We start from the raw sequence: 23,340 nt of genomic DNA on the forward strand, positions 1-23,340 counted from the left end.
GGCATACCAACTTCGGCGGGCCGTCTTTCCCCCCTCGGCGGCCCGATCCGACGGCGCAGCGACCCCACGGGTCGCTGCGCCGTTGTCGTTGCGATGCGGCTCCGCGCGAGCGGCCCGGTCCGGGTCGCTGCCGCGCGGAGGCGTCTCGGCGGCGAACAGTCTGGCGGTCTCGGCTCCGCCCTTCGCGGCTATGGCCTCGTCGATCCCGGCTCGTAAGCCACGCTCCGAGTGCGGCGGGCGGGGGAGTCGGTAGCCGTACCTGGACGATCGACGCGATCGGGGCGTAGGCGGGGAAGAACCGGCCGAATGGGCGGATCGAAGAGGCGGGATTCTCGAGGGCTCCAGGATCGGGCATGCGACGCCGCGAGATCCGCGGCGGAACGGCCGTCGCGCGCTGTCAGGACCCGACGCGCCGCACGGCCTGCGCCTCGTCCCGGGCTTCCTGCGCCGAGGGCGTCCAGAGGATCGACCGGTCGACCGCGCGGATGTCGCGATGCCCGCACAGGGCCATCGTCATGTCGAGTTCCGTACGGATGATCTCCAGGGAGCGGGCGACGCCCGCCTGACCGTAGGCGCCGAGCCCGTAGAGGAAGGCGCGGCCGATGAACACGCCCTTCGCGCCCAGGGCGACGGCCTTCAGCACGTCCTGGCCCGAGCGGATCCCGCCGTCCATCAGCACCTCGATGCGCGTGCCGACGGCGTCCGCGATCCCGGGCAGCGCGGCGATGGAGGAGGGGGCGCCGTCGAGCTGCCGCCCGCCATGGTTCGAGACGATGAGCGCGTCGGCCCCGGTCGCGGCTGCCCTCTCGGCATCCTCCACGTCCAGGATGCCCTTCAGGATCAGAGGGCCCTGCCACCGTTCGCGGATCCGCCGCACGTCGTCCCAGTCCAGGCGCGGGTCGAACTGATCCGCCGTCCAGGCCGAGATGGAACGGGTATCGCGCACGCCGTCCACGTGCCCCACGATGTTGCGGAAAGTCCGGCGCTCGGTGCGCAGCATGGACCAGCACCAGCGCGGCTTGGTCAGGAGATCGAGGACGGTGCCCGGCGTCAGCCTCGGCGGGGCCGACAGTCCGTTGCGGATGTCCTTGTGGCGCTGCCCGAGGATCTGGAGATCCAGCGTCAGGACCAGGGCCGAGCAGCCCGCCGCCTTCGCGCGGTCGATGAGGCGGTCGTTGAAGCTGCGGTCGCGCATGAAGTACAGCTGAAACCAGAACGGCTTGCTGACATTCTCGGCGACGTCCTCGATGCTGCAGATGCTCATCGTCGACAGCGTGAACGGCACGCCCGCCGCTTCCGCCGCCCGCGCCGCCAGGATCTCGCCGTCGGCGTGCTGCATGCCCGTGAGCCCCGTCGGCGCCAGGGCGACCGGCATCGCGACGGCTTGGCCGGCCATCGTCGTGGCGAGGTTGCGGTCGGTCATGTCGACCGCGACGCGCTGGCGGAGCTTGATGCCGGCGAAATCGGTCTCGTTCGCGCGGTAGGTCGACTCCGTCCACGAACCGGAATCGCAGTAATCGTAGAACATCCGCGGCACGCGCCGCTTCGCGATCCGCCGCAGGTCCTCGACCGTCGTGATGATGGGCGCCATGGGAGGTTCGGCCTCGCGAATGGATGACGGGACCGGGCGCGGGGGAAGCGGGCACGCGCCTGCTGTCCCGTACGCCGCACGCGCTTCAGCTCGCGATGCCCCGTGTTCGAAGCTGGACGGTGCAACGGTTCGCTGGAAAACGAAAGCGCGTCCGGTCGGAATACTCCGTCGCGGCGGGACGAAGGGCAGGATGCACGGCCTGCTCAGCGAGTTCGAACGGTTCGTCCCGACGGGTCGCGAGGCCGCACGCGTCGCCACCATCGCGTTCATGAACGCCGGTCCCGCGCTCGGCGACCTGCCCGCATCGGAACACGGGCCGCGGGCGCCCGGACGTCCCGCGTGCCTGAGGCGCAGGGTGGCCCGCGCGCCCGCGACGGCGTCGTCCTGCGTCCGGCCTCCCACGGGCGAGCGTACAGCGATCTAGATAGCCCGTGACGCTGGTCCGCCTCGCAGAAGAGCGCCGGATCTCTGCCTGAAAGTACACAGTCCGGATCGCGCCTATTCGGGTCTCCGCGTTCCGGATGCGCATCGGGACAGCGTGTCTGCGAGCGGTGTCTCGCCGTGATCGTCTTCGATCTCGCCGCACCGCAGCGAAATCGGTCGAGTGACGATCCGAGAGCTTCTTCTCATCGAAACTGATCGGCGAAGGTTTGCAGGATAGACATCGGCGCGGGGAATAGGGACCATCGTTGCCAACGCCGGGCCCGAGCATCGGCGGTGGGACGGATACGCCGATGAGGACGACGCGCCGCGTTTTCTTGACGGGGACCGCATCCGCGGTCGCGGGCAGCCTGGTGCCGGGGGTGATCCGCTCGGCCTGCGCTCAGGGTGCCGGGGCAACAGTCCGGATCGGCATGGTGCTTCCGGTGACGGGGCCGGGCGCGGATGCCGGCCGCTACGCGCTCGCCGGCGCGAAGATCGCCCTGGAGGCGGTCAACAAGGCCGGCGGGGTGCTCGGCAAGCCCCTGGAGATCGTCACCGAGGACGATCAGACCACCAATCCCGGCGCGGTCTTCGCCTTCTCGAAACTGGCGTCCCAGGGCGACCTCGTCGGCTTCCTCGGCTCGATCCGCTCGACCCAGAACCACGCCATGGCGCCCGACATCCTGAAGACGGGTAAACCGGTCTGTTTCGGCGGCACCGACCCGGTTCTGACGCAGCTCGGCAATCCCTGGCTGTTCCGCTTCCGCCCCAACGACAGCTTCTCGGCCCGGGTGATCGCCGAGCACGGCGTCAACGGGCTGGGCAAGAAGAAGTGGGCGATCATCCACTCCACCGACGCCTTCGGGACCAGCGGTGCCAAGGCGCTGACCGAGAGCCTCGCCAAGGGCGGCGCCGCCGTCGCCCTCGACCAGGGCTACACCAACCAGAGCCAGGACTTCACGCCGGTCGTGCTGGCGATCCGGCAGTCGGGCGCCGACGTGATCGGCTCGTACTTCACCTTCGAGAACGATATCGGCATCTTCGCGCGGCAACTGCGCCAGCTCGGCGTCACCGCGCCCTGGGTCGGTTCGCCGTCGATCACCAACGTGACCGCCCTGAAGCTCGCCGGGCCGTCGCTCTACGGCACCTACGGCGTGGCCGACTACGCTGAGGAATCGAGCGACGCGGCCCGGGCCTTCGGCAAGGCCTACCGGGCCGCGATGAAGGTCGCCCCCGACAACCAGTCGTCCTGGACCTTCGACGCGGTCACGGTGCTGGCCAAGGCGATCAACACGGCGGGCAAGACCGACCCGCAGGCGATCCGCGAGGCCATCCTGGCGGTGCGCGGCCACGAGGGGGCCGAGGGGACCTACAACTTCGACAAGAGCGGCGACGGCCTGCACGGCTACAACGTCGTGCGCAACGACAAGGGCAACATCGTCTTCGACCGGCGGATCGACTTCTACCAAGGGTGAGCCGGCCGACGTGTTCGGGGCGCGTGAACGACATCCGGAGGAGGAGGCGAGAGTGCGGACCGCATGGACCTGATCCTGCAACTCCTCTTCACCGGGATCGGCATCGGCTCCGTCTACGCCCTGGTGGCGCTCGGCTTCGTGCTGATCTTCCGCGCCACCAACGTGGTGAACTTCGCGCAGGGCGAGTTCTCGATGGTGGCGGCCTTCCTGATGGTGGTCTTCGCGGTCGACCTCCAGTGGCCCTACTGGTTGTCACTTCTCCTGACCCTCGGCGGGATGGCGCTGCTCGGCGCCCTGTTCAATCTCGGCGTCTACTACCCGCTGCGGCACCGCAGCTACCTGCCGGTGATCATCTCGACCATCGGCGCCTCGATCTTCCTGGCGAACACGACGCTCGCCCTCTACGGGCCGCAGCCGCAGGTGCTCCCGCCCGTCTTCGAGACGCAAGGGTTCCTGCTCGGGCCGGTCTTCCTCGACAGCCAGTACCTGCTGATCATCGCGGTCACGGCGGCCCTGGTGGCGTTCCAGTACTGGTTCTTCGAGCACACTCTTGTCGGCAAGAAGCTCCAGGCGACGTCCCAGGACAAGGAGATGGCCGCCCTCCTGGGCATCCCGGTGGCCGGCATGATCATGCTGACCTTCGTGTACAGCGCCGTGCTCGGCGGCATCGCCGGCATCCTGGTGGCGCCGGTGCTGTTCGTGTCGATCCAGATGGGAGCCACGATTGCCCTCAAGGCCTTCGCGGCGACGATCATCGGCGGCTTCGGCGACGTCACCGGGGCGATCATCGGCGGCCTCGCCCTCGGCATCATCGAGACCTTCGGGGCGGCCTACATCTCGGTTCCCTACAAGGACGCCTTCGCGTTCCTGGTGCTGGTGGTCTTCCTGGTCGTGCGCCCGCAGGGCCTGTTCGGCGAGCGCGTGGCGGAGAAGGCATGAGCGGTCGCCCCTCCACGGTCACCGGCCCGGCCGCCGCGGCTCCAGCGCCCGCGCCGCGCCGCCTGCCTCTCGGAAGCCTCGCCTACGCGGCTCTGGTCGCCGCCCTGGTGACGCTCGCCGCGACGACGCCGCTCAGCGGCTACGCCCTCAACATCCTGATGCAGGCGGCGACCTACGCGATCGCGGTGATCGGGCTCACCGTGGTGCTCGGCCTGTGCGGGCAGATCAACCTCGCCCAGGCCGCCTTCTTCGGGATCGGTGCCTACGCGGTCGGGCTCGGCACGGTCGACGGGGGCCTGAACTTCTGGATCTGCCTCGTCACCGGCCTGGGTCTCGCGCTCCTCCTGGGCGCCGCGCTCGGCGCCTCGACGCTGCGGCTCGGCGGCCACTACCTCGCCATGGTGACGATCTCGTTCCAGCAGATCCTGACCCTGGTGCTGACCAACTGGATCCCGGTCACGCACGGTCCCGACGGGGTGCCGAACATCCGCCGCCCGACCCTGTTCGCCGACGGGCAGAGCTACCTCGCCCTCTGCGTGCTGGTGCTGGCCGTCGTCGGCTGGCTCGTCTGGCACATGCCGCGGACGCGGCTCGGGCGCGCCATGCGGGCGGTGCGCGACAACGAGCTCGCCGCGGGCGTGTCGGGCATCGACATCTACCGCACCAAGGTCGCGGCCTTCGCCCTCGGGGCGCTGCTGGCGGGGCTCGGCGGCGGGCTGTTCGCCGGCAGCTTCACCTATATCAGCCCGGACCAGTTCTCCTTCGCCGAGTCCATCGTCTTCCTGACGATGGCGCTGCTCGGCGGCGTCGGTTCGCCGGTCGGCGCCGTGATCGGCACCGCGCTGCTGATCCTGATCCCGGAATGGCTCCGCTTCCTCAAGGAGATCCCGGGGCTCTACCTCGCGATCTACGGGCTCGCGGTGATCCTGATCGTGGTGTTCATGCCCGACGGGATCTGGGGCTTCCTCGGCGACCAGGTCCGGCGGCTGCGCCGGGCCCGCCCGGCTCCGCCGCCCGTCGCCGAGCTGACCTTGAGCCAGGGCGAGGCCTCCGCGGCACCGATGCTGGAGGTGTCGGACCTGTCCAAACACTTCGGCGGCCTCAAGGCCGTGGACGCGGTGAGCTTCACGGTGGCGCGGGGCGGCATCCACGCGCTGATCGGCCCCAACGGCTCCGGCAAGACCACGACGCTGAACGTCCTCTCGGGCCTCTACAGCCCCACGGGCGGTACCGTGCGGCTGGCCGGGCGGGACGTCACGCGCCTCTCCCCGCACCGGCGGGCGGCGGCCGGGATCGGCCGCACCTTCCAGAACATCCGACTGTTCCGCTCCATGAGCGCCCTGGAGAACGTCGTCATCGGCGCCGAGCGCCCCAACAACCCGCTCGCCGCCCGAGACCGCGCGAGCCTGGAGGCCCGCGCACGGGCGGCGCTCGCCTTCGTGGGGCTGGATGGGCGGGCGCTGGAGCCGATCTCCGGCTTCTCGTACGGCCACCAGCGCTTGATCGAGATCGCGCGGGCACTGGCCGGCAACCCCGTGCTGCTGCTCCTCGACGAGCCCGCCGCGGGGCTCAACTCCAGCGAGAAGAACGCCCTGACGGTGCTCCTGCGCCGGATGGCCGCCAAGGGCCTGACCATCCTGATCATCGACCACGACATGACGCTGGTGAGCGACGTGGCGAGCCACATCACCGTGCTGAACTTCGGCCGCCGCATCGCCGACGGCGTCACCGCGACCGTGCTGCGCGAGCCCGCGGTGATCCAGGCCTATCTCGGCGAGGACGCCGCCGCCGGCCCTGCGGCGAGCCTTAAGACCGACCTCGCCCCGGTGTGACTCCCGCGATGACGACGCCCGCCACACCCCTTCTCGAGATCCGCGACCTCGTCGTCCGGTACGGGGAGATCGAGGCCGTGCGCGGCCTGTCCTTCTCGGTCGGGGCCGGAGAGGTGGTGACGCTGCTGGGCTCGAACGGCGCCGGCAAGTCGACGACGCTCAAGGCGATCTCCGGGCTGGTGCGGCCCGCCGCCGGCACGATCCTGCTGGAGGGGCGGCCGCTGGAAGGGCTGAAGCCCGAGGCGATCGTGCGGCTCGGTGTCGCCCACGTTCCGGAAGGGCGCCGGGTCTTCCCGGGGCTGACGGTGCGCGAGAACATCATGCTGGGCGCGTCCAACCGCTCCGGCCTCGGCAGGCGGGCGCTGCGCGACGAGGTCGAGGCGATGTTCGACCTCTTCCCGGACATTCGCCGCTTCGGCGACGCCCTGGGCTGGACGCTGTCGGGCGGCCAGCTCCAGATGGTCGCCCTCGCGCGCGGCCTGATGGCCAAGCCGCGGATCCTGCTGCTGGACGAGCCCTCTCTCGGACTGGCCCCGGTGATCGTCCAGGCGGTTTTCGCGATCATCGCCGAGGTGCGCCGCCGCGGGACCACCGTGCTGCTGGTGGAGCAGAATGCCCGGATGGGGCTCTCGGTGGCCGATCGTGGCTACGTTCTGGAGACCGGCCGGCTCGTCCTGCAGGGCGCGCCCGACGCCCTGTGGGCCAACGACGAGATCCGGTCGGCGTATCTCGGCGGCCGGACAAGGCCCGAACCCGCGGTCTGACCGTCCGGCGCCTCGGCGGCTTCGCGTCGCTGAGGTGTGGAAGGCCCCGTGGCCCGGGCGGGGCGCGACGGCAGAGCTGGACTGTGCGGTTTTGCCCCAAGCCGCCCGCCATCCGCGGGGGCGCTCCGGGACCTAGTTCCGCTCCTGTGAGCCTCTGCTCACGAGCCGGGAGCCGGTGCGCGGCCGAGTTTCCGACGCGAACTGCCCGGCTACGACCCGCGCGTGCATGTGCCGGTCCCCCGTCTCTCGAGGCTTCGACGATGCGTTTCCTTCCCGCTGGTGCATTCGCCCTCGTCGTCATGGCAACGCCCGCCTTCGCGCTGGACATCGGAGACACCATGCAAGCCTGGGCCGGAGCGTCGTCGACGGAGAAAGATGATCTGTTGCGTAGAATGGACGGCGCGCGCGGCGGGCGCGCATCACGTGACAGCGTGCGCTCTTGCCTCGACGACACGTCGCGGACCGCGGGCCACGCGAATTTGCCGATCTCGGAGGTGGCGAAGGCCTGCTCCGAGCAGGCCTCGCGAGAGAACATATAGGTCCGTCGCCGTAACGGAACCGTTGCCGATCGTCGCGACGCGGCGGCGGAGCCCGTCGCTGCCGTGACGATCCTCCGCGCCGAGCGACCCGTTCCAGAACCGGTGCATGTCAGCGGGTCACTGGCGGTTCTGTCGTGACCGCGGGGCCCGAGACGGCAGACAATCCGCCTGCCCCGGGCCGGCGCGCTCACGCGTCCTGCGCGGCGCGCGCGCGTGCGGGCAGCACCCAGTTCGGCCTGATGAAGTGGCAGGTGTAGCCGTCGGGACGCCGTTCCAGGTAATCCTGATGCTCCGGCTCCGCCTCCCAGAACGGACCGGCCGGCGCCAGCTCGGTCACGACCTTGCCCGGCCACAGGCCGGAAGCGTCGACGTCGGCGATGGTCACTTCCGCGACCCGACGCTGGTTGTCATCGGTGTAGAAGATGGCCGAACGATAGCTCGGGCCCCTGTCGTTGCCCTGGCGGTTCGGCGTCGTCGGGTCATGGATCTGGAAGAAGAACTCCAGCATGCGCCGGAAGCTCGTCCGAGCCGGGTCGTAGATGATCTCGATGGCCTCGGCATGGGTGCCGTGGTTGCGGTAGGTCGCGTTCGGCACGTCGCCGCCCGTGTAGCCGACGCGGGTCGACAGCACGCCCTCCTGACGCCGGATGAGGTCCTGCATGCCCCAGAAGCAACCACCGGCCAGCACCGCCCTCTCGGTTTCCATCTTCGCTCCTCCTGAGCCGCTTCACTGATCTCGCCAATATGGGGATCCCGAGGCGCTACGCCCTGCGACCTCGTAGCCTGGATCGATATCGCGGCACCTAGCAGACCCGCCTCGGTCGCGGCGTCAACCGCCCACACCGGCGCGTGGATGCGCGCGGGCTGCCAGGGAGAGACGTTCGCTGCCGAGCGAACGTCTCCGAGGCGGCCTCTCAGCTCCTCACGAGCGGCTTGCTGGCCTTGAAGTTCTTCCGCGCCGGCTCGGCCTTGCGGGGATCCGGCTTGTCGGCGAGGAGGCGCTTCACGCGCTCGTTGAAGTCCTCGGGCGTGACGCCCTGCGCTTTGCCGGTTTTGAGTTCGCGCGCCATTTCGGCCTCCGCGTCGTGGCCCAGAGCACGGGATTGCGCGGAGGGATCGCCCTCATATGGGCGCTCGTCGGCCGCGGCGCCACAGACTTGCGGCCCGGAGAGCCCTTCGCACCCGATGGACCGGCGGGCCGGGATGGGGTATGGTCGCGGCGAGGTTGATGACCGGTTCGTAATAACGCTTCAGGACCCGGGGGCGGTACCCGGCGCCTCCACCAGAAGCATCCTGCCCCGGATACCGCGCGGGGACCAGGGTGCGCGTCCGCCGTTGCGGGCTGCGCGCCGCCAGGGTGCTTCTGCTGGGGGTGAAACAGGTTCGACTGGGCGGTAAAGGGATCGCGAGTTCTGTCCTGCTTCGGCAGGATAAGATGCGGCTTTCGGTAAGGACTCGACCGGCTTGGCGCGGGCAACCCTCGTTCCGAGCACCTGGCCAAAACTCTAAATGCCAACGACAACGTCGGCATGGAGATGCGCCTCGCGGCGTAATCTTCCGGGGCGTGGGTACGCCTAGCAACAGAACCCGGGGCTTCGGCCTCGGGACCCGCCTTTATCGTCTGCCCTTCGCAGGTTCGGGTTCGCGGTCGGGCAGATCGGAGCGTTGCTCGAACGAGCGCGAGCCGGGCGGCGGTGGAGGCCGTCGCGGCCGCGGTCGGCGCGATGATGCGGCGCCTCGTGGGAGACGCTCTCGCCGAACCCGCGCGCGGCCGCGGTGCCGCCATTCCGGATATCGTCGCGGCTTGCGAGTTCGCCCATTGCGCCGGACTGTGCCGTGAGCGCCCCGGCGCTACACCCGAGATTCCGGACCTGCGGCGGACTTGGTTCGCCATGGAAAACGGCGAAGCGCTGCGCGCCGTGGCCGATCGCGCCAGCGCCGAAGCGACGCGTGATCGGGGTGCGCCGCGGAGGCGCCGGCCGCCGAGCCTGCGGACGATCATCGCACGGCGATGGCTGCCCGGAGAGCAGCGCACGGTCTCTGCGGGCGGATCTCGTCTCAAGGATGTTCGAACCGTGATCGTGGCATCGGGCGCTTCGCCGGCTGACGTGGCGGTGCGCGGCTGCCGGCGGCCCGGTCGCCCCAATCGTGAACGCATCCACGCTCGCCCGAAGCACCCACGCTCGCCCGAAGGCGGCTCGTGGGCCTTCACCTGGGTCGGTCGCCGCGGCGTCGGATGACCGGCGGCGGGCCGCGGGACCGATCTCGGATCTCGCGCGCCGCGCAGCGCGCGCCGGGACTGCTCTGCCGCCTCGTCCAACCTTCGGCCGATCTACGTTGTCGTCCCGTGTCGGAACGGCGACCTGCCCGGCTTCGCGGCGTAAAAACCGTGTCGCTCCGCGCGGTGCCGAACGCGGGGCTCTCGGTGGCGGCTCCATCGTAGGGCAGCCGGGTGTGGCGGAGGCCGAAGGCATCGCGGGCCGCGGGATAGGATGCGCGATGCGCGGGAACCTGCATCCGACGCAGCAGTTCAGCGCCGGCACGGGCCCGAACAGCCCGCAGCGGCCGTATCGAGCTTGGATCCCGTCAGGCTGTAGCCGAAGTTAATCGCACGGGATCTGAATTATAGTTCACTAATCGAGTTGCCTATTGGCGGATCAAAACATATAGTGCTGTATCGGCGGGGGAGCCAATGCCTGAAATGGCGGAGATCGGTGTCGCGCGCACATGCGGTGACCGACAGATTCGGTCCGCTCGCGGAGCGGCCGCGCGCAACGTGGCCATTATCCAGGCCGGCCTCGCCCGGATCGTCGAGGACGAGATCCTGCCGCGCTTGGCGCTCGCGCATCAGGCCGATCCGCCGCCGCAGCCATCGCCCCCGAAACCGCCGACGCCTGAACGCGTCGCCTCCCTCGCTCGAGCGTTGATGGAAGGCGAACCGCACGGCGAATGGGTCCGCGCCCTCCTGGAGGAGGGGGTCTCGTTGGATGCCCTGCTGCTTGACCTGTTTGCACCCGCGGCACGGCATTTGGGCGAGCTCTGGGAAGAAGATGCCGCGGATTTCCTCGACGTGGCGGTCGCGCTCGGTCGCCTCCAGAATCTGACGCGCGCTCTGTGTGCGGATCTGGAGGGCGTGGACGTGACGGCGAACGGTCGCCGCGTCCTGCTGATGCCCTGTCCCGGCGAGACCCATCTCTTCAGTCTCGCGCTCGTGGCGAGCTTCTTCCGCGAGGCGGGATGGGATGTGGTCCTGACCACAGGCGCGGACGAGGACCCCGCCAGCTTGGTCCGCGCCGAACAGTTCGATCTGGTCGGCATCTCTCTGTCTTGCGACATCCTCCTGCCCGTGATGGCGGTGTCCGTGGCGAAGTTGCGCGCCGCGTCGTGCAACCCGGACTTGCGCGTCATCGTCGGTGGACCGCTCTTCGTGCGGGCGCCTGACAGCGCCCGTCTGGTCGGCGCAGATGCCGTTGCCGCGGACGCGCAATCGGCGGTCGGGATCGCGGAGGCCACCCTGGCGCGATGACGCCATGCGGCCGAGTGCCCGATCCGGCGACTTGGCGCTGTGCGGATCTTGGCGTTGCGCGGATCTCTTCTCATCGGGACGGTGTTAGAATCGTCGCGGTCGAGAGGCAGAGATTCAGAATTTGCAGGCATTCGACGAGCAATTGGTGCACGAATTCGTCCGCGGCCTCGTACAGTCGGCCGTCGCACGCGGCCTCGATCCGACCCTTCGGCTCGAACAGTTTCGGGCATTGCAGCAAGCGGCCGTCGCCATGTCGCGAGATCCTGCCGTAGGTCGCACCAGCGAGCAGCTTATCCGGGCGATCGACTGCGCTCTCCACGACCTGGCTGCGGTGAAATCGTAGGCGGATCGGACGCGTCGCGCGGGTGCGAGCGCACGACCGCGGCAGTGCTGACTGCCTCCGCGCGGAGCGAAACCCGCGATCGACGATCCGTCCTGACTGTGGTCCGCGAGTCTCGCCGCGCGGGCCCTCCCCTCGACGATGGCGTCGGAGCACGGGCCTGACACGACGATGTTCGGCAATCCCGGCCAGCTCCGAAGTCTCATGGGAAGGTTGTCCCGGGATCGGGCGCCGCGACACGGCCTGCCCGCCGTTCTGGCGCAAGGTCTCGGTCCCGCGTCAGCGACCTGCGGGCGATCTTGTGCCGAGCGGCGCCGTCACGCGCCGGCCGGACGTCCTCCAGGCCAGCGCTGACCGGTCGTTGCGGATAACCTGCAAGTACCCTATCGGCCGCGATGATGCCCGACCGATCCCGCCGCACCATCTGGTCCGACAGCCTCATGGCCGAGGTCGGCGCGCGCCTCCCCCTCTTCGATGACCTTTCGCATGACGCGCTCCAGCGTCTCTCGGCCGAGGGCTTCGGGCGCGGATTGCTGACGGCGTCCCTGCGAGCCCGCCTGCGCAAGGCCGGCTTCCCGGATCTCGGTCATCTGGCCCGGTCTTCACCGATCGCGATCGCCGCGACCAGGAAGTTCGGCCCCATCCGCGTCGAGCGCGTCCGGCATTTCATCCTCGACGAACTGGCGCGCTGGCTCCCGGACGCGCGGGAGATTCACACCGCCGAGGCAACGCGGGAGCGGAGGCTCGTCCGGCTGCGCGGGCTGTCGGCCGGATGCCTGCCCCTCGGGGCGGATCAGATCGCGGCGCTCCGCTTCGAGGACGGATCCTGTGCGGACATGGCCACGTGTTCGCGTCTCGGGCTTCTGCGGACAGGCACCGTGACATCCGGTGAGGTGGACCACGTCGTCACGGCGCTCGCCCGTCTTGCTGGCGCGGCCGATCCGATCCCCTCGCACCCTCTGGATGATGCCGGGGCGGCACCGGCGGGCGACGCCGCGGCCGTGGCGGCCCGTCGTGCCGCTCTGCTGGCGGAGCGGGATCGCGAATGGGACGAGGCCGCACCGACCGCCAGCCGGCTTCGGAGATAACCCCTCGTCCGGATCCGGGATCGATCGCCGAGGCCGGATCCCGCCGGATTGCCGGTCGCCGCGCGCCCGGCTCAGATCGCGGCTCGGCCCGACGCGACCCTGCCTGGGCTCCTGACGCGGCGGCTCTCCACGGAAGACCCGGCGATCCGTCCGTCCCGATTCGAGCACGCGCTGCGAGCCCTTGCGCCGCCACCCAAGACAACCATCTAAAGACCATCCAATCGGATGGCCGGGGGATGGTGATATGGTCGGCAAGGTGCACGAACTGCGGCCGAAGCTGCCGGACAGCGAGAAGATCACGCTCAACCTCGGCTTCGTGGACCTCGGCCACATCGACCTGATGGTCCGCGACGGCTTCTACGCCAACCGCGCCGATTTCATCCGAACCGCCGTGCGCAATCAGATCGAGCGCCAGGGCGAGGCCGTCAGGCAATCTGTCAGCCGGAAGCAGCTGAGCCTCGGCCTGTCGCACTACACCAAGCAGGCGCTCGAGGCGGCGCGCGACGCGGGCGCACCGCTCCACATCCAAGTGCTCGGGCTGGCCAGTATCGCCCTCGACGTCACGCCGGAACTGGCCCGCGCCGCCATCGCCTCGGTCGAGGTGCTCGGCGCCTTCCAGGCCAGTCCCGCGGTCAAGGCGGCGCTCGCCGACCGGATGACCTGACGGCTGTCAGCCCGCCCCGCCCGCTCCCCACTCGATCAGGACCCGCCCGATGGATCGCGCCACGAAGACCGCCTTCCGACGCTTCGCGTTCCCGAAGCTCGACCCGGCCCGTGCCGCCCGCGCGTCGGAGGCGATGGCCAGGCTCCATGAGCGGCAGGCCGCCGCCTTCAAGCTGTGGTCGGAGGCGGGTCGGGGCGCGGCCGAGGCGGATGCGCCGACCGCGGACGCGGCCGACATCCTCGACATGGTCGCGCCCTCCGCACCCGGCGAAGCCTGGGTCGCGCCGGAGACGACCGCAGGCCGCTCGGACCGGCGCCCCCAGGCGGAGTTCGGAGGCGACATCGCAGGCAGCGTGATGCGCACCATCCAGGACGCGCTGGCGACGGCCGGCCTGGGCGCGGATCGCGACGGGCGGGACGTGGCGACGCCGGCTCCCGCGCGGCTTCCGGAAGGGGCACGCTTCGAGGCCCGCACATTCACCGGCGCGGCCGGGACCCGGAACTACAAGGTCTACGTACCGAGCGGCTACGCCGGCCAGGCGCTGCCCGTCGTGGTGATGCTGCACGGCTGCACGCAGAATCCCGATGACTTCGCCGCTGGCACGCGGATGAACGCGGTCGCCGAGGCGCGCGGCGTCCTCGTGGTTTATCCGGAGCAGCCGCGTTCGGCCAATATGCAGCGGTGCTGGAACTGGTACGAGCCCGGTGACCAGCAACGTGAGGGCGGCGAGCCTGCCCTGATCGCCGGCATCGTCCGGCAGGTGATCGCGGACTTCTCGGCCGATGACAGGCGCGTCTACGCCGCGGGCCTCTCGGCCGGCGGGGCCGCCGCCGCGATCCTGGCGATGACCTATCCCGACCTGTTCGCGGCGGTCGGCGTCCACTCCGGCCTGGCGTGCGGCTCGGCGCGGGACGTGCCGTCGGCCTTCGCGGCCATGAAGGGGGACGGCGCGCGCGCGACGGGGAAACGACACGCCGTGCCGCTGATCGTGTTCCACGGTGACCGCGACCGCACGGTGCACGCGGCCAACGGCGACCGCGTGGCCGCGCAGGGGCCGTCCGATCCGGACCTCCGCACATCCGTGACAGAGGGGCGGACACCGGATGGGATGGACTATACCCGCACCGTCCGGACGGACGCGTCCGGCCGCCCCATCGTGGAGCAGTGGGTCCTGCACGGCGCTGGGCACGCGTGGTCGGGCGGCAGCCCGGCCGGCACGTTCACCGACCCGCGCGGCCCGGACGCGAGCCAGGAGATGATCCGCTTCTTCCTGGAGCACGCGCGGGGGGCCGGTGCCAGACCCTGAGTGCTGCCGGTCTGTCGGCCGCACCGGCCCTGCCGGATCGCGCGACCGACGAGGGATCCGATCTCGCTGGGCGGGGGAGCGCGTTTCAGGTCCGGACTATCTTTGTCGGTCATCGAGGCGCAGAGTGTCGCCATCACCGGATCGGTTGATCCAGGCTCCGGTGACTGAGGGTTCATGCCCCCGCCTGCAACGGACAGGCGCGCGTGGCAGACCTCATCGAATGTCCCGCCGAGCCGCGCGCGCGACACGCGCGCCGCGGGGGCGGGCGGCTGATCGATCCGCTCACGGATCTGGATGCCGCGGGCTTGGCCCGGAATCTCGCGTCGCGGACCGTCGCGACATTCCGAGCCACTCGATCAAGCTGCGCCTCGAGGACCCGATACCGCAGTCGACTCGGCCCCCTGATCACCGATGGATGTGCGCATGACTGATCGCGAGACGTGCTTGGACGCGCTGGGAACGCTCATCGTCCGGGGGGACCCGGCCGAGCTCGCGGCCGCCCAAGATATCCTGCTGCGGTTCATCCTGCGCGAAGACGGTGCGGAGCGGCGAACAGCGGCCCTCGATGGGCTGCGCGCCGAACTCGCGTGCGAGACGCGGACCGGAGCCCGCTCCCGCGAGCAGCAGGCCTTCCACACGGTCCTCCTCGCGATGATCGAGCGGACCCGCGACATGGCGGGCGCGACGACGGTGTGAACGCCCGCGGAAGCGCGACGCGGTCCGTCGCGGCACGATTGTGCCGCGTGTCCCGTCAGATGCCGATGCTCGCCGCCCCGGCCGCGGCCGCCTGCGGAACGGTGGCGCCGTTCCGCAACGCCATCGCGATGGCGATCGACATGGTGTCGATGGCGAGCGCGCGATCTTGCCCGTAGTCGTAAGAGCTGCTTCTCCCGGAACTCAGCCGCGCGGAGTAGGCGTCGGGGAACGCCCGATCGATCCGCGTTCTGAGGAGCTGAGCGGCCGCGGCGTAGTTGGCTTCGAAATCGCGGCCCTTGCTCGCCGATGCCCCTTCGAAGGTGCCGGCTTCCTTTCGCCTGGCGATCGCATCGGAGCTGCGCTCCTGCGCGCTGCCAAGAAAAAACTGGATCGTTCTGGAGATCAGCCACCGGACGATGGTCATCGAAATCTCCTGGGGTGCTGGCGAATGCGTGCCTGTGCGGATGCATAGCACATCACGGCACGGCCTGAGCTTAAAAATACGGTTCCGGCGATTATTAATGTCCCCTGCATGCTGCGGCGGGATGCTGGCTGGGACAGAGGTGTCCGGCTTTCCCGGTCACGGGCGGGCCCGCCTCGGTCGCCCCGCACATCGATACGGGGACGCTCGGCGGCGCGCCCGCACGCGGGCCGAACCCCGCGCGCCCACCGAAGTCATCGCGCGTCCCGGCCCCGGCCGTGCCCGCACCGCCGTCGGTCACGGCGAAGACGATGGCGAAGACGATGGCGAAGAGATCTGCGGACCCGGATGCAGCAGGGTCGTGACGTGTTCGGTCGCTTGCCACACGGGCCAGGAGCCCTCGCGCACGAACATGGCGAACGCCTCGATCACGTCCGGCCGGTCGAAGGCGCGCACGCCCTCCGGTGCGCGCCCGACGATGCAGGTCGCATCCGCCGCATCGGCGGCGGGCGAGCGGCGATCCAGTGAGAACATCACGCCCGACCGATCGGGCCTGAGCGCGTCCGGCAGGGCGTCGATCTTGCGCCAGAGGCAGAACCACCGGGCGCAGGCCTCCGGGCGTTCGCTGTAGATCCCGCAGCCGGTTCCGGTGCTGTGCCCGCACACGGTTCCCGCCGGCTTGTCGAGGGCGGGAATCGCCAGAACACGGCAGCACATTGTGCAGGAACCGCATGACCGACCGGGGACGGTGCGCTCGGGGGGGCGCGGGGCGCCCCGGCTCGGGCCGCCTCGGGCTCGTGCTTCGCTTGCGATCGGTCTGTCCTCGCTTGCCGTCGTCCGGCGGGGATGATCCTGGTGAGGCGAGGGCGGTGCTGCGAAGCCGTCCGGTCGCTGCACGCCCGCCGACCCTCAGCGCCCTCCATACCGTGCCGACAGCCGCTGTTCACGTCCCCCGTCCAGGTTGGCCGCCGTGATCGCGCCGGCCGGGAGGGCGTCGGCGACGGGGGTGCGAAGCGGCTAACGATCCCGCAGGCGGCGGGTCAGGCGGCCGGGCGCCGCGCGTGCCGCCACGCCGCGATCGCGCTCCGTCGCGCCTCGAAAGCCACGCGCAATCGCGTTCCGGGTGCGCCCTGACGCTCCGCGCCGAAGCCGTGGCGCAGAACGGCATCGGGCCCGAACACCCGTCGCATCTCGGCACGCCAGAGGCGGTCCGCGACGGCGAGCGTGGTCTCGGTTTCCGCGAAGCGTTCGATGTCCATGGCAGACGTCCTCAGCTCATCGCTGCTGCCACAACGCGCGGTCCTGTCGGGAGGTCCCGCGCGGGCGTCATCCCGGCCGCGGTCGCAGGGCGGTTCCGGAAATCGGCGCGTCAGAGGGCCCGCGCGAGGCCCGCTTCCAGATGGAGGGCGCTGGCGGTCTGCTGAGAGAGGCGGACGCCCGTCGGCTCGACCTCCGCATCGGCCTTCACCGCGCGGCGCACGATGGCCAGTGCCTCGTCCTCCGAGGTTGTGATCGCGGCGTAGAACATGACCAATTGGCCCGACAGCTCCGCGTCGTCGGGCCGCGTCACCTTGAGAATGAAGGCCGTCTGATTGGGTTCGATCATCGCCGCGTCGGCCGAGTGGGTGTCCTTCGTCGTCGTCATGGATCGCAACAGCCTCGATCTGGGTCGGACCGGTCGACGTCCCGAGTCCGTTCAAGCGGACGTGAGCTCACCCTCCCGCACGGCGCGCTCGCCGCTCGCGGACTTGATGCGGTAAGTCGGCTCGCCGGACCGGTCGTCCGGCATCAGGCGGACGACCTCGAAGAGGCCGTCGACGGTGCTCTTACTGCCGGCGTAGCTGAGCCCCAGCTGCCGAACGTGCTGGCCGATCTTGAACTTGTGAGACATGGGTCGTCCTCCGGAGTGACAGCGCGCGGGCCGGGTTCGGGCTAGCGGCGTGCACGCGCCTTTCGGGCCGCGAACCGCGCGTCGCGGGCCGCCTTCTGTTCGGCAGCGCGGGCAACCTGCTGCTCCGCCATCTCGGCAGCCAGACGGTCGGACTCGGCCGCGGCGCGGGCCTGCGCGGCCTGGACCTCAGCCTCACGCTCGACCTCGGCGGCCAGACGCACGGCCTCCCGTTCGGTCGCCCGCAGGTCCCGGGCCTGGATGACCGCGCGCCGCGCGGCCTGCCGAGCGAGCACGGCCGGATCATCGGCCGCCGGGCGTGCCCGGAACCGGGCCAGGGTGGCCTGCCGCGCTCTGGCCGTCTCTGCGAGACGATCGACGAGGTGATCGGTTTTCAAAGGCTTCACGAACTCTCCGTAGGCGCACCGGGCGTCAGCCCGGGTGGCGAGACATGGATGAGGCATGGATGAAGCCGCTCCGCGGCAGGAGCGGCTTCGACGCGCATCGCGCGGGGACGCGCGAGGCTCAGGCGGCCTGAAGGCTGCCGGCCGACTGCTTGCCGGTCCGCCGGTCGGTCTCCATCTCGTAGGAGACCTTCTGGCCCTCGTTCAGGCCCTGCATGCCGGCGCGCTCGACGGCCGAGATGTGGACGAACACGTCCTTGCCGCCGTCATCCGGCTGGATGAAGCCGAAGCCCTTGGTGTCGTTGAACCATTTAACGGTGCCGATGGTCATAGGTATTCCATATCAGTGAAGGCAAATAGATAGGGCGGGCGCATGGATCGCACGCGCCCGGTCGCCGAATGTCGAAAATGGGAGAGATGCAGAACGCTCGCCCTGTTGAGGCGATACGGCCGGATACCTGGCCAAAAATCGATCTCACATCTGTAAGCCAACGGCGCATCGATGACAAGTATTTTAAAAAACTGCGCGTTTCACGCCGCGCTGTGCAGCAATAATTGATCCTGAAATTCTGCTCGGACTGCGCGCGAACGGCCCGGATGAACCGCCGCGTCCGCGTCCCTGCGCTCACGCGCCCGGTCGCCCGATTTCCGACAGTGCCGGCCGCCGCTCCCGCCCGACGAGGACGGGTGGCCGAGCGAGCGGAGCGGTCCCGCGGGCACGGCGCCGGCTTGAGCCCGCGATCCGCCCCGCGCGGTCTCCCCGGCGCGGATGCGGCGACGTGGACACCTGTCCGCGGGGCTGTGGGGCACTGTCTTTATCCGCACGCTATCCCAGCTTCGCGCGCCGGCCGTCGGGTTCGACGCGCCGTTCGACCCGGGAGCCCGCTCGCCGATGACTCAGGATCTGCCGGACTTTCCCCCCGAGGCGTTCGCCAAGCACGACCGTCGGCCAGATCCCGCGTTCTACGCGCAACCGCGCTTCGTGACCCATATCGACGACGCCGCGATCGCGGCAGTCACCGACCTCTACAGAGCGATCGTCCCGGCGGGCGGCGACATCCTCGATCTGATGTCGAGTTGGGTCAGTCACCTGCCGGACGAGATCACCTATGCCAGCATCACCGGTCACGGCCTGAACGCGGCCGAGCTCGCCGCCAACCCGCGCCTGACCCGGCATTTCGTGCAGGATCTCAACGCCGAGCCGCGCCTGCCGCTCGACACGGCCTGCGTCGACGCCGCGCTGATCTGCGTCTCGGTCCAGTATCTCCAGCGCCCCGTGGCCGTCCTGTCCGAGATCGCGCGCGTGCTGCGCCCCGGTGCGCCGGCGGTGATCAGCTTCTCGAACCGCTGCTTCCCGACCAAGGCGGTGGCCATCTGGAACGCCCTCGACGGCGCGGGCCACGCCCAGCTCGTCGGTCTGTACCTCCAGCGCGCCGGCTTCGCCCGCGTCGAGGGACGCGTCCTCAACCCCGTGGGAGGCCCCGGCGACCCCGTGACGGCGGTGATCGGCTGGACCGCCGCGACCTGAGGAGCCGGGGCGCAGCACCGGCCTCTCAGGCGAGGCCGCGTGCCGGGAACCAGTTGCCGTGGAAGCCGGGCGGGATCCGGTGTCCGAGGCGGACCCGCGCCACGGGAGGTGCGTCGAACGCGCGCGCGTCGAGGATCGCGAAGTCGGTCGTGTCGCGGGCGGTGTCGATGACGAGCCCGACGAGCCAGCCCTCGTCCTCGCCGGCCCCGGCATGCGCGGGCACGAAGACGAACTCACCCGGGACGTGATCGGGACCGAAATCGTGCACGTGCCGCGCGCCCGTCTCGAGGTCGTGCTTGTAGAGCCGCGTCGCACCGGCGAGCTGCGTGTTGCCGTTGGCGGGGACGCTGACCGTGTAGAGGTAGCGGTGGCGCTGCCCGAGGCGCCGCTCGTCGAGGCGGGGGAATTCCTGCGCCGCGGGGTCGATCACGCGCCGCTCGACCCGACCCGTCGACGGATCGATCGTCCAGCGTTCGAGCCGGCCCGGCGTGTCGAGCCCGCCCCCGGGCGAGGCGAACACCGTCCCGTAGGCGACGACATCGAGGATCACGCGCCCGTCCGCGGCGTCGTAGGCGTTGGCGGCGTGGAACACGAAGCAGGGCTCGACGGCGCACCAGACGATGTCGGCGTCGCTGCCGTGCCGGGGGAGGAGGCCCACCCGGGCCCCGTGGCCGGGGTTCCAGCGGAACGGGAAGCGGTACCCGGCGAGCAGGGCCCGGAACGAGAACGTGACGGGCAGGTCCAGCACGATCACGAAGCGGGCCGTGATCGCGCAGTCGTGGATGCAGGGGCCGTGGGCGACCGCGACCGGCACATCCCGCACGACCTGCCCGCCCGGTGCGAGAACGACGTGGCGCACGCGGTCCCAGACGCGGCCGTCATACGCGACGGCGTGAGTCTCGCCGGTCAGCGGATCGCGGTGCGGATGACCGGTGAAGGAGCCGGTGAGCGTCCCGTCGAACGGGTTGTAGCGCTGCTCCTCCAGCGTCCGCGAGAGCTCGACGGGGAAGCTGCCGGCCTCCACCACCGCGAAGATCCGGCCGCCGATCTCGACGACGTTGGTGTTGACGGTGTCGTTGCCGCCCCGGCGCGGCCCGGGCGCCGCTGGCCGCCCGAGCGCCGCGGCGGCCTGGCGTGAGCCGATCCATCGGTTGCGATACCACCGCGCCCGGCCATCCTCGAGGGCGAGACCGTGCACCATGCCGTCGCCGAGGAACCAGTCGTGGCCCCGCGTCGCCGCTCGGACGGGGTTCGCCCCCATCTTGAGATAGAGGCCGTCGAGGCCGGGCGGGATCGCCCCGGTGACGGGCAGGTTCTCCAGCGTCAGCTCCGCGCGCATCGGTTCGTGGACGCCGACGACGAAGGGATTCACCGTGCCGGGCAGCCGCAGCCGGTTGCAGGCCGCCAGCAGGCCGACGCCGATCTCGGCGGCCGCGCGGAAGGCCGACTGGACTCGTTTCGGCATCGGGCGCGATTCCACGATCGGGCGGCGGGCAGGACGACATCGACGCGACGCCGGCCTTCCCCTGCCACCGAAGGAGGCCGCGCTCGCGTCTTCGCGCACCATACCCGAACGCGGGGACCGCGACGCGCTCGGCCGAACTCCGACGCTCGGCGCGGCCGCGTCCCGTCGATCAGGAGACCGGCATCTCGATCCGACAGCGCACGCCGTCCGCGCCGAGCCTGTAATCGACCGTGGCCTGGAGCGCGTAGGCCAGCGCCTCCTGGATCAGCTCCGTGCCGTAACCGCTGCGCGTCACCTGACCGGGATCGATGGTGACGCCGCCCTCCGTCCAGTCCAGGGCCAGGATCCGGCGGCCGCGCGAATCGAGAAGGATCGCCCAGGTGACGCGCAGCCGACCGGTCGCGTTCTGGAGCGCGCCGTACTTCACGGCGTTGGTGGTCAGCTCGTGGACGGCCAGGGCGAAGTTCTGCACCTGCCGCGCGGTCAGGTGTACCTCGGGGCCGGCGACGGTGATGCGGTCGGACGCGCCGTCCACGTAGGCGGCCAGTTCGGCCCGCACCAGCGCGCCGACCTCGACCGTGTCGCTGCCGTACTGGCTGAGCAGACCCTGCGCGCGGCTCAGCGCCAGCAGCCGCGCCTCGAACGCCTCGACCGGGCTGCCCTGCCGCAGCGTCCTGCCCGCCACGGCGCTGACGACACCGAGCAGGTTGCGCGTGCGGTGCTGCAGCTCGTTGATCAGCACCTCCTGCCGCGCCAGCAGCCTGTGGTGGTCCGTGACGTCGATGTTCACCCCGGACCATTTGCGGATCGACCCGTCCGGGTACGTGATCGGCACCGCGCGGACGTTCGACCACCGCCACGACGCGCTCGGGGCGTGCCACAGGCGGTACTCGTGATCGACCGCCGTCCGCGTCGCGACCGCCTGCCGCCACTTCGCCTCCGTGAGGGCCCGGTCATCGGGATGGATCGCGTGGACCCAGCCGCGCCCGAGCCACTCGTCCGGGCGCTGCCCGGTGAACGCGCGCCAGCCCGGGCTGTCGACCTCGATGACGCCCTCGGCCGACGCCTCCCAGCTGAACTGTCCGAACCCCTCGACCAGCCCGCGGAAGCGCTCCTCGCTCGCGCGCAGATCGTCCTCGGCCCGCTTGCGCGCGGTCACGTCGCTGGCGGCGCCGAACCATTCGCGGATCTCGCCGTCATCGTCGAGGAGCGGCACGGCCCGGGACAGCGCCCAGCCCAGGCTCCCGTCCGCCTGCCTGACGGGATGCTCCAGCTCGAACATCGTCTTGGATCGGATCGCCCGCCGGATCGCCTCGCGCAGGCGCGGCTGGTCGGCGGGATCGATGTAGGCGCTCAGCCAGTCGTCGTTCGGGGTGACGGTATCGGCCAGGAAGCCGCGACCCTCGAGGACGCGCAGCTCGCTCCAGTCCGGGCTCATGCGATAGATGACATCCGCACTGGCGGTGACGAAGGCGCGGAACCGCTCCTCGCTGGCGCGCAGCCGATCTTCGGCCCGCTTGCGCTGGAGGATGTCCTTGAAGAGGACCGCCACCTGCCGCCGTTCCGGCGCCCCGATCGGGAAGGCGTAGACCTCGTACCAGCGCCCGAGCGCGTCGGCGCGGTCCTCGAAGCGCTCGGGTTTGCCGGTGCGCACGATCCGGCCGTAGGTCTCGAACCAGTGCGGCTCGAGGTCGGGCGCCAGCGCCCGGATGGTCTGCCCGACCGCGTCGCGGAGGCCGGTCTGCTGCTCGAAGGCCGCGTTCACCGACAGGAAGCGGTAGTCGACCGCCTGCCCGGCCCCGTCGAACAGGACCTCGATGGTGCAGAACCCCTCGTCGATGGCGTCGAAGAGGTCGCGGTACCGGGCCTCGCTGGTCCGCAGCTTGGCCTCGGCGCGCAGGCGTTCACCGATCTCGAGGCCGGTCATGTGCACCGCCATCACCTGCCCCTCCGCGTCGCGCACGGGCATCAGGAGCGCGTCGAAGACGTCCTCCGCGGCCCCTCCGACGCGGGCGGCCAGAGGTTGCCCGGCCACCTGTACGGCCTCGCCCGCGAAGGCGCGCGCGTAGAAGGCCGCGACCGTCGCCCACCCCGCCGGGAAGGTCCGCGCCAGCGGCCGGCCGAGCCCCGCCGGGTGCCGGTCGCCGTAGAGCCGCGCGGCGGCATCGTTGTAGATCAGGAGGCGCTCGGGTCCGCAGACGAGGGACGCGACCAGCGGGCTGCCGAGCACCTGCTCGACCATGACCCTGAGGCGCTCCGGCCAGCGGGCGGACGCCCCCAGCGGCGTCTGTTCCCAAGCGAAGTCGCGGATGCGCGCGGCCATCTCGCCGCCGCCCTGTGGCCATGCCGACACTGATACACCGCCTCGGTGACGTCACGCGCCAGCATGTCCGCTCGCGGCGCGCGCAGCAATGATGGCGCTTCACCGGACGACGACTTCGACACGCCGCC

At 70.5% G+C, this 23,340-nt stretch carries 25 protein-coding genes and 1 other RNA gene; 13 read left to right on the plus strand and 13 right to left on the minus strand.

Annotated elements, in window-relative coordinates; translation table 11 throughout:
- Positions 1 to 397 precede the first annotated feature (397 nt).
- On the minus strand, positions 398 to 1,591 hold the full coding sequence (locus MMR14E_RS18515) for an alpha-hydroxy acid oxidase (RefSeq protein ID WP_331316277.1): 1,194 nt from the start codon (positions 1,589 to 1,591) through the stop codon (positions 398 to 400).
- Positions 1,592 to 2,325: 734 nt separating this feature from the next.
- Here MMR14E_RS18515 and MMR14E_RS18520 point away from each other — a divergent pair.
- The 5 genes from MMR14E_RS18520 to MMR14E_RS18540 all read left to right on the plus strand — a co-directional run bounded on the left by MMR14E_RS18520 (position 2,326) and on the right by MMR14E_RS18540 (position 7,563).
- Positions 2,326 to 3,489 (plus strand): ABC transporter substrate-binding protein, encoded by a 1,164-nt coding sequence (locus tag MMR14E_RS18520; RefSeq protein WP_331316279.1) that lies wholly within the window; start codon positions 2,326 to 2,328, stop codon positions 3,487 to 3,489.
- A gap of 63 nt (positions 3,490 to 3,552) precedes the next feature.
- Complete coding sequence (locus tag MMR14E_RS18525) at positions 3,553 to 4,428, plus strand: branched-chain amino acid ABC transporter permease (RefSeq protein WP_012329745.1); 876 nt, start codon at positions 3,553 to 3,555, stop codon at positions 4,426 to 4,428.
- Positions 4,425 to 6,260, plus strand: a complete 1,836-nt coding sequence (locus tag MMR14E_RS18530; protein WP_331316280.1) for a branched-chain amino acid ABC transporter ATP-binding protein/permease — start codon at positions 4,425 to 4,427, stop codon at positions 6,258 to 6,260. The genes MMR14E_RS18525 and MMR14E_RS18530 overlap by 4 nt, the downstream gene beginning before the upstream one ends.
- An 8-nt stretch (positions 6,261 to 6,268) precedes the next feature.
- Positions 6,269 to 7,024 (plus strand): ABC transporter ATP-binding protein, encoded by a 756-nt coding sequence (locus tag MMR14E_RS18535; protein WP_331316282.1) that lies wholly within the window; start codon positions 6,269 to 6,271, stop codon positions 7,022 to 7,024.
- A gap of 260 nt (positions 7,025 to 7,284) precedes the next feature.
- Positions 7,285 to 7,563: a hypothetical protein gene (locus tag MMR14E_RS18540; protein ID WP_331316284.1), complete on the plus strand. Its 279-nt coding sequence runs from the start codon at positions 7,285 to 7,287 to the stop codon at positions 7,561 to 7,563.
- Positions 7,564 to 7,750: 187 nt separating this feature from the next.
- Here the strand turns inward: MMR14E_RS18540 and msrA are convergent, their stop codons facing one another.
- Both msrA and MMR14E_RS18550 read right to left on the minus strand, forming a co-directional pair.
- On the minus strand, positions 7,751 to 8,269 hold the full coding sequence (gene msrA / locus MMR14E_RS18545; RefSeq protein WP_331316285.1) for a peptide-methionine (S)-S-oxide reductase MsrA: 519 nt from the start codon (positions 8,267 to 8,269) through the stop codon (positions 7,751 to 7,753).
- A 208-nt stretch (positions 8,270 to 8,477) separates the two neighbouring features.
- Positions 8,478 to 8,633 (minus strand): hypothetical protein, encoded by a 156-nt coding sequence (locus MMR14E_RS18550; RefSeq protein ID WP_012329749.1) that lies wholly within the window; start codon positions 8,631 to 8,633, stop codon positions 8,478 to 8,480.
- 143 nt (positions 8,634 to 8,776) lie between these two features.
- Between MMR14E_RS18550 and ssrA the strand changes: the two genes are divergently transcribed.
- From ssrA to MMR14E_RS18565, 3 genes are all read left to right on the plus strand, one after another.
- Positions 8,777 to 9,149, plus strand: a transfer-messenger RNA (tmRNA) gene (gene ssrA / locus MMR14E_RS18555).
- 108 nt (positions 9,150 to 9,257) lie between these two features.
- Positions 9,258 to 9,803: a hypothetical protein gene (locus MMR14E_RS18560; protein ID WP_331316286.1), complete on the plus strand. Its 546-nt coding sequence runs from the start codon at positions 9,258 to 9,260 to the stop codon at positions 9,801 to 9,803.
- A gap of 461 nt (positions 9,804 to 10,264) precedes the next feature.
- Positions 10,265 to 11,089: a cobalamin B12-binding domain-containing protein gene (locus MMR14E_RS18565; RefSeq protein ID WP_331316287.1), complete on the plus strand. Its 825-nt coding sequence runs from the start codon at positions 10,265 to 10,267 to the stop codon at positions 11,087 to 11,089.
- A gap of 70 nt (positions 11,090 to 11,159) precedes the next feature.
- On the opposite strand, the gene MMR14E_RS18570 is transcribed toward MMR14E_RS18565, so the two are convergent.
- A complete protein-coding gene (locus MMR14E_RS18570) occupies positions 11,160 to 11,408 on the minus strand; it encodes a hypothetical protein (RefSeq protein WP_331316288.1) in 249 nt (82 codons plus the stop codon).
- A 461-nt stretch (positions 11,409 to 11,869) separates the two neighbouring features.
- Between MMR14E_RS18570 and MMR14E_RS18575 the strand changes: the two genes are divergently transcribed.
- From MMR14E_RS18575 to MMR14E_RS18590, 4 genes are all read left to right on the plus strand, one after another.
- The gene (locus MMR14E_RS18575; protein ID WP_331316290.1) at positions 11,870 to 12,517 is read left to right on the plus strand and encodes a hypothetical protein; all 648 of its coding nucleotides are present in this window, start codon (positions 11,870 to 11,872) and stop codon (positions 12,515 to 12,517) included.
- A gap of 244 nt (positions 12,518 to 12,761) precedes the next feature.
- The gene (locus tag MMR14E_RS18580; RefSeq protein ID WP_331316291.1) at positions 12,762 to 13,181 is read left to right on the plus strand and encodes a CopG family transcriptional regulator; all 420 of its coding nucleotides are present in this window, start codon (positions 12,762 to 12,764) and stop codon (positions 13,179 to 13,181) included.
- A 49-nt stretch (positions 13,182 to 13,230) separates the two neighbouring features.
- Complete coding sequence (locus tag MMR14E_RS18585; RefSeq protein ID WP_331316293.1) at positions 13,231 to 14,487, plus strand: PHB depolymerase family esterase; 1,257 nt, start codon at positions 13,231 to 13,233, stop codon at positions 14,485 to 14,487.
- A 411-nt stretch (positions 14,488 to 14,898) separates the two neighbouring features.
- Positions 14,899 to 15,183 (plus strand): hypothetical protein, encoded by a 285-nt coding sequence (locus MMR14E_RS18590; RefSeq protein ID WP_331316294.1) that lies wholly within the window; start codon positions 14,899 to 14,901, stop codon positions 15,181 to 15,183.
- A gap of 55 nt (positions 15,184 to 15,238) precedes the next feature.
- Here the strand turns inward: MMR14E_RS18590 and MMR14E_RS18595 are convergent, their stop codons facing one another.
- The 7 genes from MMR14E_RS18595 to MMR14E_RS18625 all read right to left on the minus strand — a co-directional run bounded on the left by MMR14E_RS18595 (position 15,239) and on the right by MMR14E_RS18625 (position 18,227).
- On the minus strand, positions 15,239 to 15,607 hold the full coding sequence (locus MMR14E_RS18595; RefSeq protein ID WP_331316296.1) for a hypothetical protein: 369 nt from the start codon (positions 15,605 to 15,607) through the stop codon (positions 15,239 to 15,241).
- Positions 15,608 to 15,901: 294 nt separating this feature from the next.
- Positions 15,902 to 16,141: a hypothetical protein gene (locus tag MMR14E_RS18600; protein ID WP_331316298.1), complete on the minus strand. Its 240-nt coding sequence runs from the start codon at positions 16,139 to 16,141 to the stop codon at positions 15,902 to 15,904.
- Positions 16,142 to 16,644: 503 nt separating this feature from the next.
- Positions 16,645 to 16,863 (minus strand): hypothetical protein, encoded by a 219-nt coding sequence (locus MMR14E_RS18605; protein ID WP_331316300.1) that lies wholly within the window; start codon positions 16,861 to 16,863, stop codon positions 16,645 to 16,647.
- A 110-nt stretch (positions 16,864 to 16,973) separates the two neighbouring features.
- Complete coding sequence (locus MMR14E_RS18610) at positions 16,974 to 17,249, minus strand: hypothetical protein (RefSeq protein WP_331316302.1); 276 nt, start codon at positions 17,247 to 17,249, stop codon at positions 16,974 to 16,976.
- Between the two features lie 51 nt (positions 17,250 to 17,300).
- Positions 17,301 to 17,495 carry a hypothetical protein gene (locus tag MMR14E_RS18615; protein ID WP_331316304.1) on the minus strand — a complete coding sequence of 65 codons (195 nt, stop codon included), beginning with the start codon at positions 17,493 to 17,495 and terminating at the stop codon, positions 17,301 to 17,303.
- Between the two features lie 41 nt (positions 17,496 to 17,536).
- The gene (locus tag MMR14E_RS18620) at positions 17,537 to 17,890 is read right to left on the minus strand and encodes a DUF6481 family protein (protein ID WP_331316305.1); all 354 of its coding nucleotides are present in this window, start codon (positions 17,888 to 17,890) and stop codon (positions 17,537 to 17,539) included.
- A gap of 127 nt (positions 17,891 to 18,017) precedes the next feature.
- Positions 18,018 to 18,227, minus strand: a complete 210-nt coding sequence (locus MMR14E_RS18625) for a cold-shock protein (RefSeq protein ID WP_012329763.1) — start codon at positions 18,225 to 18,227, stop codon at positions 18,018 to 18,020.
- Positions 18,228 to 18,788: 561 nt separating this feature from the next.
- Between MMR14E_RS18625 and MMR14E_RS18630 the strand changes: the two genes are divergently transcribed.
- Entirely contained in the window at positions 18,789 to 19,424 is a 636-nt protein-coding gene (locus MMR14E_RS18630; RefSeq protein ID WP_331316309.1) for a class I SAM-dependent methyltransferase, read from the plus strand.
- 25 nt (positions 19,425 to 19,449) lie between these two features.
- On the opposite strand, the gene MMR14E_RS18635 is transcribed toward MMR14E_RS18630, so the two are convergent.
- A complete protein-coding gene (locus MMR14E_RS18635) occupies positions 19,450 to 20,889 on the minus strand; it encodes a carotenoid oxygenase family protein (RefSeq protein WP_331316310.1) in 1,440 nt (479 codons plus the stop codon).
- A gap of 169 nt (positions 20,890 to 21,058) precedes the next feature.
- Positions 21,059 to 23,212, minus strand: coding sequence for a PAS domain-containing sensor histidine kinase (locus tag MMR14E_RS18640; RefSeq protein WP_331316311.1), 2,154 nt, complete (start codon positions 23,210 to 23,212; stop codon positions 21,059 to 21,061).
- Positions 23,213 to 23,340 lie beyond the last annotated feature (128 nt).

It is taken from the genome of Methylobacterium mesophilicum (assembly GCF_036441335.1).
GTDB classification, from domain to species: Bacteria; Pseudomonadota; Alphaproteobacteria; order Rhizobiales; family Beijerinckiaceae; genus Methylobacterium; species Methylobacterium mesophilicum_B.